This window comes from Ohtaekwangia sp. (genome assembly GCF_036568665.1).
Taxonomy (GTDB): domain Bacteria; phylum Bacteroidota; class Bacteroidia; order Cytophagales; family Cyclobacteriaceae; genus Ohtaekwangia.
Genome location: NZ_DATCSD010000190.1, coordinates 1 through 14,324, shown reverse-complemented (window position 1 = coordinate 14,324; position 14,324 = coordinate 1). Strand labels below are relative to the sequence as shown.

Annotated in this window: 9 protein-coding genes and 1 pseudogene; 9 read left to right on the top strand and 1 reads right to left on the bottom strand. The window is 44.7% G+C overall.

All coding sequences use genetic code 11. From position 1 onward, the window contains the following. The 5 genes from VIN08_RS10935 to VIN08_RS10915 all read left to right on the top strand — a co-directional run. Positions 1-5,193: gliding motility-associated C-terminal domain-containing protein (locus VIN08_RS10935; protein ID WP_331964481.1), on the top strand; the 5,193-nt coding region annotated here is incomplete at its 5' end. A gap of 6 nt (positions 5,194-5,199) precedes the next feature. Continuing rightward, a complete protein-coding gene (locus VIN08_RS10930; RefSeq protein ID WP_331964479.1) occupies positions 5,200-6,138 on the top strand; it encodes a type IX secretion system membrane protein PorP/SprF in 939 nt (312 codons plus the stop codon). Positions 6,139-6,275: 137 nt separating this feature from the next. Next, complete coding sequence (locus tag VIN08_RS10925; RefSeq protein WP_331964476.1) at positions 6,276-7,691, top strand: HAMP domain-containing sensor histidine kinase; 1,416 nt, start codon at positions 6,276-6,278, stop codon at positions 7,689-7,691. 95 nt (positions 7,692-7,786) lie between these two features. Continuing rightward, complete coding sequence (locus tag VIN08_RS10920) at positions 7,787-8,149, top strand: response regulator (RefSeq protein ID WP_331964473.1); 363 nt, start codon at positions 7,787-7,789, stop codon at positions 8,147-8,149. 55 nt (positions 8,150-8,204) lie between these two features. Continuing rightward, a complete protein-coding gene (locus tag VIN08_RS10915) occupies positions 8,205-8,438 on the top strand; it encodes a hypothetical protein (protein WP_331964470.1) in 234 nt (77 codons plus the stop codon). Positions 8,439-8,770: 332 nt separating this feature from the next. On the opposite strand, the gene VIN08_RS10910 is transcribed toward VIN08_RS10915, so the two are convergent. Then, complete coding sequence (locus tag VIN08_RS10910; protein WP_331964467.1) at positions 8,771-10,072, bottom strand: glycoside hydrolase 5 family protein; 1,302 nt, start codon at positions 10,070-10,072, stop codon at positions 8,771-8,773. Positions 10,073-10,506: 434 nt separating this feature from the next. Here VIN08_RS10910 and VIN08_RS10905 point away from each other — a divergent pair, with 434 nt between their 5' ends. From VIN08_RS10905 to VIN08_RS10890, 4 genes and pseudogenes are all read left to right on the top strand, one after another. Next, complete coding sequence (locus VIN08_RS10905) at positions 10,507-11,454, top strand: acetyl-CoA carboxylase carboxyltransferase subunit alpha (RefSeq protein WP_331964464.1); 948 nt, start codon at positions 10,507-10,509, stop codon at positions 11,452-11,454. Between the two features lie 125 nt (positions 11,455-11,579). Next, positions 11,580-12,416 (top strand): MBL fold metallo-hydrolase, encoded by an 837-nt coding sequence (locus tag VIN08_RS10900; protein WP_331964484.1) that lies wholly within the window; start codon positions 11,580-11,582, stop codon positions 12,414-12,416. A gap of 2 nt (positions 12,417-12,418) precedes the next feature. Next, the gene (locus VIN08_RS10895) at positions 12,419-13,189 is read left to right on the top strand and encodes a patatin-like phospholipase family protein (RefSeq protein WP_331964461.1); all 771 of its coding nucleotides are present in this window, start codon (positions 12,419-12,421) and stop codon (positions 13,187-13,189) included. After that, positions 13,173-14,324: pseudogene (locus VIN08_RS10890) on the top strand (urocanate hydratase); the annotation flags it as partial. The gene VIN08_RS10895 and the pseudogene VIN08_RS10890, both read left to right, overlap by 17 nt.

The window sequence follows — 14,324 nt, the reverse complement described above, 5'->3', positions numbered from 1 at the left end:
AACTATAAAGCAAGCGCCACGTATAGCGGATTACAAGCAGCGTATTATACAGTAGTAGCGGTTGATAAGGTAACACGCTGTGCGACAGCGAAGGCTACGGTTCAGGTATTGAACAACACCACGTTACCAGCGATTACTACTTCCACGGTTGATCAGACAATTTGTAATGCAGTCGCAGGATCCGGCAACGGTCAGGCTTCCGCGAATGTAGGTGGGGTTACAGCCGGGTATACCTTTACGTGGTATGCGGGAGCCGGAACGAGCGGACTTGTGAAAAGCAATTCCTTTAATGCAACCGGTCTGGATGCCGGTGTATATACTGTAAAAGTTACCAACAATACGACCGGCTGTTCAAACACAGCGCAGGTTACGATCAATAATAATCCGGTTGCCCCGGTAGTTACTGCCGTAGTAGATGCCAATCAAACGATCTGTAGTTCAGGCAACGGTCAGGTGTCAGCCACCGTAGGCGGCACCGCTTCCGGGTATATCTTCTACTGGTTCATCGGAAATATAGCAACACCGAATATAGCGACTCCTGATTTTACGGGAGCAGTATATTCAGGTCGCACAGCTAATTACTATACCGTAGTAGCCGTGAGTACAAGTACCAACTGTCAGTCAGCGAAAGCCACGGTACAGGTACTGGACAATACGGTTCTTCCGGTAGTGAGTGCAACTCCATCCAGCAATACAGCCTGTGATCCTGCTAAATCGAACGGTAGTATTTCTGCCAACGTAGGGGGTGTTACAACCAATCACACATTCCATATATTCAGTGGTCAGAATACAAATCCGGCTAATGAAGTTGCCGGTTCTCCTGCAGCAGTTGTTTCAGGATTGGCTGCCGGTATATATACAATACAGGCGATTGATAATGCTACGGGTTGTGCAGGAACAACAGAAGCAACGATTACCAATAACATTACACTTCCTACTATCAGCGCGGTTTCTGCTGATGTTACAAACTGTTCGCCAGCCAACGGAAGTATCACCGCGAGTGTAAGTATAGGTGCAGTAGGTGACTATACATTCTCTTGGTATAATGGTAAAAATCAGAAAGCGATTCCGGATTATACAGAGACATCCAATGTATTAAGTGGTATAGGTGCAGGTGATTATACAGTGTCTGCTGTAAATAATGTATTAGGTTGCGATGTGCAGGCTCCGGTAACCGTAAATGTTATCAATGCACCGGCAACAGACATCACCATTACACAATTACTAGGCGAGCGTGTTATTCCTGCGATCTGTAATGCTGGTACAGGTCAGTTAGGTGCGCAGGCATCGTCTGCCGTAAACACAGCGGGCTTTGCTTTTAGTTGGTACCTTGGTGATAAGAATGTAGGAATGACCTTTGAAGGTAACGGACAAAACTTCCCGGTCAACTCTAACCGAATTTCAAACGCAGCTTCTGGCGAACCAATCAAAAGCGGATTACATACCGTTATTGCTGTTGATAATACAACAGGTTGTAAAGATTCACTGGTAATTAATTTGCCATACAGTGATGAAGCAGCACTCTTAAGTATATTAACCTTCCCGCAGACAAATTGTGCTGTTCCGGATGGAGCGTTCGATGCAACGATAACACCAAGCCCTGGTACGATCGCTGCTAACCCTACGATCGATCAAACCTGGTATGATGTACAGGTATATCAGAAGGGTTTATTGATGATGACGGTTCACGGAGCACTGCCATCAACCGTTGTTAACGGATTAGCAGCTGGTAACTATACCATTCTGGCGAAAGAGGTTAATCCCGCACTGCCAGGCTGTACATCCGCTCCGAATGATATAACCATCGTTGATAATACAACACACCCGGTTGTTACAGCCAACGCATTAAACGATAACAAAAACTGTACAGGTGCTGCCAGCGGAAATGGTTCTATTGAACTGGCCGTTGATGGTACACCAACACCTGCAGCTGGATATACTTATAAATGGACAGATGGTAAACTTACTTCTGATCCTGTACTGCCCGCAGGAAATATACTGGCACCAGGCCACACGGCTTTCAATATTACAGAAGGCTTCTATACCGTTGAGGTAACAAACACCGTAAATGGTTGTAAGACGAACGAGACATTTAACATCAACAGCGATCCGTATGCTATATCTATAGCGACAGCAAATCTGGTTGTAACAGATCAGACAGACTGTTTACCGGTAAATGGTTCTGCAAGTGTAACCGATGTATTGATCGATGGAGCTTCTTCTGGTGGAACTGCCGGATATACCTTCGTATGGTTTGCTAATGACGGCACTACCGTTATACCAGCCAGTGGTAACGGACCAGTAGTAGGTGCATTGCTAGCGGCAGATACATACTTTGTGAAAGCTACCAATACAGCATCTAACTGTGCATCACCGCTGGTTGAATTTATAGTGGATGATAAGACTAATCCTCCAGCGATTATAGCGACCACATTGGCAAGCAATACCAATTGTTCCGGAGTAATCGGCAACGGTACAATCACGATCCAGATCAACGGAGGAGCACCAGTTACTGACTTTACAATCGACTGGTTCGAAGGCACCGGCACAACAACTCCACTGGGCACAACGGTAGGGGTAACCGCCGGCTTGAACAAGGAGACGGCACAACAACTGTTGGCTGGTACCTATACAGTTCGTGTAATAGATAATACAACACCCGGTAATACTTGCGAGACGATAGCCACCTTCACGATCACCGATGATCTTCCGGTGATCTCAATTGATCAGGCAGATTTAACATTAACAGATCAAACAGATTGTAACCCTGTAAATGGTTCGGCCCAGGTAACCGATATACTGGTAGACGGTACTGCTATAGGAGGCGTTGCCGGGTATACTTTCAACTGGTATGAAAGCGATGGTACTACGGCTATAGCAGGCGCAGGGAATGCAGCCACTATCGGAGTAGCGTTAGCTGTTGGCAACTATACGGTAGAGGCAATAAATACAACTTCTAACTGCCGCTCGTCTATAACACCATTTACTATAAAGGATGTACACGTTGATCCGAATGTGGTACTTGTACAGACCGCGCCAAACCTTGCTTGTAATACAAGTTATACTGGTCAGCTTTCAGCTTCAGTTACGGAGGGAACAACAACAGGTGTAACAGCCGGTTATCAATTCGATTGGTTCACAGGTATCAACAATACAACGCCTGCAGATCTTATCGGATCAGGCCCTGTGATCAGTAATTTGCAGGAAGGTGATTATACGGTACGTGTTACGGATATCAACGCTCCGAATGGCAACTGTGCTACGATCAAAACTATATATCTGAAGCGTGAGATTCCGGTGCTCAACAATCTGATTACGGTATCGCCTCAAACTCTGTGTCCTCCGGCTATAGATGGTTCTATCGTGGTTAACAAAGTAACACAAGTGCTGATGGGAACGACTACTACATTTGATATGACGAACCCGGCTGATCTTGCCAACTTCTCATTCCAGTGGTTTGATGCAGCACAGAATCCGATTACTGCTGTGATACCAGGCAACCCGGCCTCTCCGAGTCTCCTTAGCGGAACCTATTATGTACAGGTGACTAACACACTGGGTTGTGCGTCTACCCTCACCGTTGGTGTAGTGGAAGATCACACCGCGCCTCCGGTTATTACACTGGATGCATTCAGTAACCCGGCTGTATGTATTCTGCCGGAAGTAACAGGATCGCTGAGCGTTATCGCGGATAACAGTCCTAACCTGAGCAACTATACATTTACATGGTATTCCGGTGCAACGGCATCCGGTGCAGCGGTTGATAACGACTCTCAACTCAATGGTATACCGTATACTGCTACCGGCATATATACTGTTCGCGTGACGAATAATGCCACCAACTGTTTTGCCGATGCTACCTATAAATTTGCTACCGATACAGTTACTGTGCAGACACTCGCATCTGCTGTACCGTTGTCAAGTTGCGTAACAGCAAACGGAAGTCTCTTTGCAACGGTATCAAAAGGAGATGGAAACCTCTATAGTTATGACTGGTTTAAAGGAACGGTTGTAGGTACTACACCAGACTTTACCGGAAGCGAAGTGTTAACAGCTCCGATGGGTATGTATACTGCTATCGCAAAACACCCGACTCTGAGTTTCTGTACAGTTCTGCCGGATACGACTACGATTACAGATGGACGGATATACCCGATGGTAAATATCACACCGATCGCACCACTGACCTATTGTGATCCTGCCAAACGAAACGGTGCAGCACAAGCCGATGTAGGCGGCAAGATTGTAGGCTATACTTTCGATTGGTATGAAGGGGCGATCACCAGTGGTCAGCCTTACTACACAGGAAGTCAGGCAACCAACCTGGGAGCGAAGACATACTTTGTGCAGGCAACGGATGTGCTTACCGGATGTACAGGTAACAACAGCATTGTTATACAAAGTGCTCCGGTACCAGTACCGATGCCGCAGGTTGTACTCGTAGCCAATCGAACTGATTGTGTTGAACTGAATGGTGAACTCTCGGCTTCGGTAAACGGCAATATAACAGACTATACTTTCCAATGGTATAATGGTACGGCTGTGAAGAATCAGCCAGATGCAACGGGTGAGGTATACGCCTTACTGGATGCCGGCCAATATATAGTAACGGCTGTTGAACGTATATCGGGTTGTGCTTCAGCACCAGTGCCGGGTACGGTTCAGAAGATATTTGTATATCCTGATTTTATACTTAAAACAACGCCTTCTACGTGTAGTGAAGAGAATGGTACTGTACAGTTGATCCCGCAAAATAATAGTGATATTCAGACGATCGAGTGGGATATCAATGGAGTTACACTTACTGGTCCAATGCTGGAAGGTTTACCGGCTGGTTTCTTCCAGGTGACAGCCTATACATCTTTACATTGTGATTCAACCAAGCTTTTTGAGATCAAACCGGAGATCAATGTATATAATGCTGTTTCGAACAATCGCGATGGTATGAACGATTTCTTCGAGATTGGCTGTATTGAAAGTTATCCGAACAACCGGGTGCGTATATACAACCGTGCCGGTACGCTGGTATATGAACAGAAGGGATACAACAACGTGGATATGATCTTCAATGGTGTATCGAACAAAGGAATAAGTGTATTGGGTAACCACCTGCCGGATGGAACCTACTTCTATATCATTGAAAAAGGTGATGGATCAGATGCAAAAACAGGATACCTCGAACTGCTGAACTAAACGCGTATGAAAAAACTGCTTGTCTATATCGTGTTGGCTGGAGTGATGTTGGTTCCATGGCAACTGCGTGCCCAGCATAATATAGTATACTCTCAATATATATTTAACGGGCTGCTCATCAACCCCGCTTATGCAGGGAGTCACGTGCAACTCAGCAGTTCATTGAGTTATCGTAACCAGTGGATCAACTTTGACGGGGCGCCTGTTACTTCAACGTTTGGTATACACTCATCTTTCAAAAAAGAAAAAGTAGGCCTGGGGTTATTGGTAACAAACGATAAGATTGGTAGTTATCGTAACACGGGGCTGTATGGTAGCTATGCTTTTATCATCAAGGCACCACGTGGTGGTGTACTCTCACTGGGTGTGCAAGGTGGTTTTAATAACTTCAAGGCCGACTTCTCGCAGTTGAATATGAAGGTGGATGGGGATCCGATCTTCAATGGATTCTTTAATGAGCTTCGTCCTAATTTTGGTGGTGGTGTATTTTACTATAACAAGAAGATGTTTGCCGGCTTCTCGGTGCCAACAATCCTGAAGCATGCTGATTTTTTTAAAGGTTCTTTTGAGCAGCTTGCGCTTCCGCGGGTATATTATCTGCATGCCGGAACCTACTTCCCGGTAGACCGCATGGAGAAAGTAAAGATAAGTCCATCCTTCCTGTTACGCGTGCAGGATGGTACGCCACTGAGTGCCGACATCAACGTGAACGTAATTTTCCAGGATCTCATCAGTATAGGAAACTCGTATCGTACCGGTGATGCCATCATTACTTTTATCAGCTTCAAGCTTAGTGAAAAATTCCAGTTTGTATACTCGTATGACTGGACAACTTCTTCTATAGGAGGATACTCTAAAGGAACGCATGAGTTCATGATCAATTACCGCACACGCATCCGCAGAGTACATAAAGACGTGGAGTGTCCTTACTTTTTTACGCACTAGCAAACAGGCACGTCTTTCCTCATTTTGACCAAACTGGGGAACAAAAGAGTTGACTTATGTTCAGTATATAAAAATGGTGCCTGTTTTATCAGGCACATGTTTTTACTTCCCATGTTGATTTGAAATCACAATCTACTATGGAAGTCTTTCATAAAGCACTGCAGGCAGGTACCTTAAAACTAGAGATTTCCATTATTGATCGCTCCAATACGATCCTCTATGTATCTCCGGAAGAATACCAGGATATATTGCTGACACCTTATTCGGTTACACTTACTGCGCGCGATGAAGATGATAAACGTATTTGGCAAACCCCTGTGATGGATGATCACGGCAACGTGCGATATTATAACACCGTGCAGGAAGCTGTTGAAGATGTACGGATCAAGCTGGGTGAATCGGGCGAAGGACTGCAGTATGAAGCGGTTGCTCCTGACAGCGAATTAAAGATACTGCTCATAGAAGATATCCCCGAAGATGTAGAACTGATGTCGATGGCGTTGCGAAAGGCAGGACTGAATTTTCACATTCGGCAGGTTGATACACAAGATGAGTTTATGCAGGCACTTGATGAGTATAAAGCAGATATTATACTTTCCGATCATGCCACACCTCAATTCAATTCTCTGGAAGCTTTGTCGATGGCTCGAAAGGTGAATCCGGCGGTTCCATTTATTGTAGTGAGTGGCGGAGTATCAGAAGCGTTGGCGGCAAGTTTTATACGGCAGGGAGTAAATGATTATGTGTTGAAGTCAGATCTTCACCGATTACCACTCGCTATTCAAAAGGCTATGCGGTATAGTAGTAACGCCCTGGCTACACGCGAAGAACTGTTGACAAAAATTGAAGCGCTGTCGAAAGCAAATGGCGAATTGGAAAGTATGATTTACGGAGTGACGCACAATCTGCGCTCACCTTTAAATTCTGTGCTGGGGCTTCTCGATCTGGCCAAGCAGGAGGGAGTCACTTCGAGTAAAAGTCTTGCGCATTATTTTCAGATGATCGAGAGCAGCATTCGGAAACTCGATACTTCGATCAACGATGTGTTGAAGCTTGCCAAGATATCAAAGAATGAACCTGTTCTGGAGAAGATCGATTTCAGAAAAATACTGGATGATGGTTTAGAGCAAATGCGATTTCTGAAAGGATTCGACAGACTTCGTAAACAGATTGAAATAAATCAGTCGTGTCTCTTTTATTCTGATAATTACCGTGTGAGTGCTATTCTAAACAATCTGCTTTCCAATGCAATCAAGTATATGGATAACTCCAAGGCAGAACCGTTTGTGAATATACAGGTAGATATAACCAAAGAAACGGCCACGATTACAATTACCGATAATGGCATCGGTATAAATAAAGCTTATCTCTCGAAGATATTTTCCATGTTCTATCGTGCTACCTCACAAGGTGAAGGAACGGGCCTCGGTCTTTATCTTGTAAAAGATACCGTCCAGGCGCTGAAAGGAACAGTTGAGATAGAATCGAAGGAGGGAGATGGTACTACATTCAGAATTACACTTCCCAATCAATACAGCACTATTTTACGCTAGAACCAGCATTGGAAGAATCGTCCTTGCTATAGAACTTCATTGCTTTTCGCGGAATACTTTTATATTGCCGTCATAATTCTGGCAGGACTAATAAAATGGCTAAGATTCTGGTATGCGATGACGATGATGCTGTGCTCAAGATCATTCAAATCGCTTTGCGAAATGAGAACATGGAAGTATTGGTGGCAAATGACGGGCGTAAGGCCCTGCAATACTTACAGGAGAACCATGCTTTCGATTTAGTTATTACCGATATACACATGCCTTATCATAATGGCGATGAAGTGCTCAAAACCATTCGTGAAGATCAGAAGAAAAATACACCCATCATCATGCTGTCGTCCGATGGCGAAGAAGAAGTAATCGCGCTCGCGTTAAAACTCGGTGTAAATGAATTTATCACCAAGCCGGTTGATACCGATAAACTCATCAAGAAAATAAAGAAGCTCCTCCGCTGACTTTGAACCTTGACTTCGAATAACAAACTTTGAACCTTAAACAAGGAACTATATAATGAAAATGGTAAGCCGCCTCATCGGAGAGGGATATTATAAAGTTACTTTCTATTCACCACAGGAATGGGAAGAGTTTCTGGAGGTTCAGAAAATGATTGGTACTATAGATGTCACCAAACTCGAAGTAACGGAAGTAAAAGACCTTCGTGAGGCATTCACCACCCGCTGGCGCAACTATACCCAACGCTTCTATAGCGAAACAAGTCCGCATACTTTTATCATTGAGGAGTAGCCACGAGTTTGTATTTATACTTCACTATTCTTTATTCCGTGTTCCTTGTTCGATATTCAAATGCAGAATATCTCCCACATCCCGATAGCTATCGGGAACAGATTTTCACAGAATAAATAGCCTTTTGTTTCCCGCTAATCTCGCAGATTTACGCAGAAAGAAATACAAAGTGTAAAGCTTAATACTCCACTTCGACATTCGTTGATCGGTGTTCCTTGTTCGATATTCAAATGCAAAATATTTCCCACAGAATTCGCAGATAAACACAGAATAAAACAGCCGTCTTTCCCGCTGATCTCGCAGATTAATACACACTTTTTTAATCGCTATAGCTAGTGCTGTAGAGCATTCATCTTCGCCGCATATTCGCGAATGATCTTGTGCGTGGTGGTATCGGTATCAAACACCGAATACCATCCTTGTGCTTCGTGTGGTGGATCTCCTATAAAATCATCACCGGGTTTCCAGAAGCCTGCGGGTATACGTGGTCGCCCTTCGCCTCCCCATGCCCAGAAATTACAGCCGGATACTACGCTGTTAGACTCACTGGCTTTTGTATATATCGCTTCGAACAGCTGTTGATAATATTGATCGCGTATACGGGTACCCGATGCTGCATCATGACTATTACTGTCGCGCGAAATGCCAAACTCTTCCATCACCAATGGCTTGTTGATCTTGCGGGCTATAGCTTCGTGTACGGCGATATAATTTTTAGCATACGCCACGGACGAGTCGTAGGTATCACCCGCGCGCATCGGATCATAGATATTCCAGTTCTGCACCCAGATGTGGATCGTCATATAGTCTATATTCGGGATGCTGTGGTCTTTCTCCGGATCAGTTCCCGAATAAGGTGAAGCGGTAGTGCCTTCACTTCCTATAGTCACCAGGTGATTTTTGTCCTGCGATTTAATAAGTGCTGCGGTTTCTTCAATCCATTTCCGGTAAGCATCCTGCTGATTTAAACCGCGCGGTTCATTGCAGAGTTGCCATGCCATGATTGTCGGATCATCTTTATAGTCCTGACCGGTATATATATTCTTTCGATTAATAATAAATGTTATATGCGCATTCAGCATATCTACCGCCTGCTTGTTGCTATAGAACTGTGACACAAATTCCTGGTAGCGTCCCCAGTCACCACCGGGATGTGGTGGCGGATACGGAATTGAGTCTGCAGCGTGCGACCATACTATATACTGTCCCATACCACCAGACCAATTCCAGAAATCAGATAGACACATTACGGCATGCATATTCCGTTGGTGCATCTCGTTCAACAGAAAGTCAAGACCTTCCAATACATCTGTGTTATACTTGCCGGGTTCAGTTTGCAACGCAGGCACCATACGGTAAGGCTCCGTATCAGGCCCTTCGCTGCCGGCCATCACGCGCAGATTATTTACACCCATTGCCTGTAGGCGATCAAGCTCACGCTTCAGTCTCTCGCGATTTCCTCCCGCACCTTTCGCACCCAGGTTTAATCCATACCAGAAGTTAGAGCCCAGGTAGTAATAAGGCTTATCACCCAGCATAAAGTGTGTGCCGGATATAGTAACAAAATCCTGTTTCTTACTGCAACCTGCTGCAAAGAGCAGTGCAATCAGAACGAGACGATAACAATTCTTCATGGCGTTAGGGGTTTAGTTGATGGTTGTATACGAGAGACTACAGGGATGCTATATATGTTGTGGCAACTCACTCTGAATATCGCAACGATTTCATTTCTTATCGCTGACAAATTTCTGTGAGATGAGATTCCTTTGCCGGAAATTATCATCCAAAGAGCGGGGACAAATAATCTATCGAAGCGGGTAGAGGAGTCGTTGTGAAAATCTGGTGCCTTGCAAGTAGAAGTATCTTGTCTGTTGCAAGGATATGTGTAAAGGCACTTCGGCTATCTTTCGCGAAGACTATAAAAATGAAGAGTAAAAGAAGGCTGGAGGATACGTTAAAAAAGCAATATTCTGAAATTTTACAGGAGTTTTTCTTTTCCTGCATTTCTCTCAGATTAATTACCGATATTTCACAATACTTCTAACTTTGTGCCCACAAAATCGACTATATGCTATTGGATTTTGAGAAGCCTATTGCGGAGTTGGAATCAAAACTGGAAGACATGAAAGGTTTAGCCAGCGACAGCGATAAGGAAGTACAAGCAGCTGTAAAAGCACTTGAAAAGAAAATTCTTGATCTCAAAAAAGAGACCTTCGAGAATTTAACTGGCTGGCAACGCGTTCAGCTCTCTCGTCACCCTGACAGACCCTATACGCTTGACTACATTTACGAGATCACAACCGACTTTATCGAGTTGCATGGTGATCGTACAGTGTCAGATGATAAAGCGATGGTGGGCGGACTTGGTACTATTGATGGACAAACCTTCATGCTCATCGGTCAACAGAAAGGACGCAACACCAAGCAGCGCCAGCTGCGTAACTTTGGTATGGCGAACCCTGAAGGCTATCGTAAGGCACTGCGCCTGATGAAGATGGCCGAGAAGTTTAACAAGCCTATCATAACATTTATAGATACACCCGGAGCATTTCCCGGTCTTGAAGCTGAAGAGCGCGGACAAGGTGAAGCGATTGCGCGTAACCTCAAAGAAATGTTCGGACTTACCGTGCCGGTGATCTGTATTGTGATTGGTGAAGGAGCTTCCGGTGGTGCATTGGGTATAGCGATCGGTGATCGTGTACTCATGCTGGAGAACTCCTGGTATTCGGTTATCTCTCCGGAAAACTGCTCTACTATTCTCTGGAGATCATGGGACTTTAAAGAACAGGCTGCCGAGTTGTTGAAGCTTACCGCGAAAGATATGCACGCGTTGAAACTGGTAGATGGTATCATTAAAGAGCCACTCGGAGGAGCGCATACCGATGTGAAGTGGATGGCCAGGGAGATCAAACGCGTTATCCTGGAAACCACCAAAGAGCTACAGGCTATATCTCCTGAAGCGCGCATTGATCAACGCATCGACAAGTTCTGTTCGATGGGTGTTGTAAAAGAATAACCTAAACCTGAATACATTTCGAAAGGCTGCCTATGGGTGGCCTTTCTTTTTTATAAAAATCCCGATACCTTCAACGCTTGCTTGCACACCGCTATAAAACCAGTGCAACGTACTTTATCGAAGCAATGAATTTACATGTGATCAATACCGGCCTCTTCAAGCTCGATGGAGGCGCCATGTTCGGTGTAGTGCCGAAGTCGATCTGGCAAAAGACCAATCCTGCCGATGAAAATAATCTATGTACCTGGGCTATGCGCTGCCTGCTGATTGAAGATGGCAGCAACCTGTTGTTGATCGACAATGGTATAGGAGATAAACAGGATGCTAAATTCTTCAGTCATTATTATCTGCATGGCGATGATAGTCTCATCAAATCACTCAACAAAAAAGGATTTGCTGAACAGGACGTTACCGATATGTTTCTGACGCACCTGCATTTCGATCATTGTGGCGGTGGTGTTCGCTATGAAAATTCAAAACTCGAAATGACTTTTCGCAATGCGCGATACTGGACGAACGCAGATCACTGGTTGTGGGCAACAAAACCTAACCCGCGCGAAAAGGCATCGTTCATCAAAGAAAATATACTGCCAATGGAGCAGAGTGGTCAGTTGTATTTTATAGATGCATCGTCATCTCCCTTTGCGAAAGATGATATATACTATGTGTCAGGCCATACCGATAAGATGATGATTCCCAAGATCCGCTATAAAAATCATACTATATGCTATATGGCTGATCTTCTGCCTTCAGTCGGACATATACCTTTGCCGTATGTCATGGGGTATGATACCCGCCCGTTACTGACACTGGAAGAAAAGGAAAAATTTCTGAACGAAGCTGCCGACAATGGCTATATATTATTTCTCGAACACGATCCGCTGAACGAGTGCTGCACAGTGAAGCACACAGAAAAAGGAGTGAGGCTCGATCGTACATTTCCATTAGCAGAAATACTCTAACTATGAAGATTGGTATTGTTCTCTCCGGAGGCGGAGCAAGGGGTATATCCCACATTGGTGTTTTAAAAGCATTGGAAGAGTTTGGTGTTAAACCAACGTGCATGGCGGGCACCAGTGCCGGGTCGATCGTTGGCTCGCTATACTCGTACGGATATACACCTGAAAAAATACTAGAGATCATTCTGGCAACAAGCTTGTTCAAGTCTGTGCGTCCGGCCTGGGCGTGGACCGGATTATTCAGTCTGGAAGGATTGCGCGAAGTGTTGCTGCGCTATATGCCCGAGAATACATACGAGTCGCTCAAGTTACCGATGACGATCGCGGCTACTGATATTCGTAAAGGCAAGGCGGTATATTTCACAAAAGGAGAATTGATACCAACAATACTCGCATCATGCTGCGTGCCTGCTGTTTTTAATCCGATACATTTTCAGGATCGTACGTTTGTTGATGGTGGTATAGTAGATAACCTGCCCGCACAATCTATTCGCGACAAGTGCGATTTTGTAATAGGCTCACACTGTAACTATATTTCTGAAGAAGCCGATGTAAAGAATTTTCGCAACGTGATCGAACGAAGTTTACTGATCGCTATCAATGGAAATACCGTGATGAGCAAAGGCTTGTGCGATATACTGATCGAACCTCCGGATGTAGGCAAAGTGAGTGGCTTTGATATTACCAAAGCGAAAGACTTATTCGATATCGGGTATAAATTTACCAAGACACATTTTAAACCGGAGGATTTCCGCGTACATGGCACTGAGTTTTAAAGAACAGATATTGCAAGGTATTCCGGATGAGTTGCCGGAAGCAAAAGTATATGATGCATCGGTGAATCATGCTCCCAAACGCAAAGATATACTGAGCGTTGATGAGAAGAAACTGGCTGTGCGGAATGCGCTTCGTTATTTTCATCCACGGCATCATGCTATACTGGCACAGGAATTTTATGATGAGCTGATTCGTTTTGGCAGGATATATATGTATAGATTCCGCCCGGACTATACTATGTATGCACGCGGTATAGAAGAGTATCCGCACAAGTCGCGACAGGCTGCTGCGATCATGCTTATGATTCAGAATAATCTTGATCCTGCCGTAGCACAGCATCCGCATGAGTTGATTACATACGGTGGTAATGGCGCAGTGTTTCAGAACTGGGCGCAGTATTTGCTCACCATGAAGTACCTCGCGGAGATTACGGATGAACAAACGCTGCACATGTACTCCGGGCACCCGATGGGTATATTTCCATCATCGAAAGAAGCACCTCGTTGTGTAGTAACCAATGGTATGATGATTCCTAACTATTCCAGACAGGATGATTGGGAACGATACAATGCATTAGGCGTAACCCAATACGGACAGATGACTGCGGGTTCGTATATGTATATAGGCCCGCAGGGTATTGTACATGGAACAACCATTACTATACTCAACGCTGGTCGTATGATCAGCAAAGCAGGAGAGGGACTGGCCGGTAAACTCTTTGTAACGTCTGGTTTAGGTGGCATGAGTGGTGCACAACCTAAGGCAGGAAATATAGCAGGTTGTGTTACGGTAGTAGCAGAAGTAAATGCTAAAGCTACTTACAAACGACATGAGCAGGGTTGGGTAGATGAAGTTATTACAGATCTCGATACACTGGTAGCACGCGTTCGTAAAGCAAAAGCGGATAAAGAAATAATTTCGATTGCGTACCAGGGAAATGTGGTGGATGTATGGGAAAAGTTTGATGCAGAGAATCTATATATCGATCTCGGCTCTGATCAGACTTCGTTACACAACCCCTGGGCTGGTGGTTATTATCCTGCAGGACTAAGCCTGGAAGAGTCTAATCATTTGATGGCAAGTGATCCTGCATCGTTCAAAACAAAAGTGCAGGCTTCGTTGCAACGGCATGCC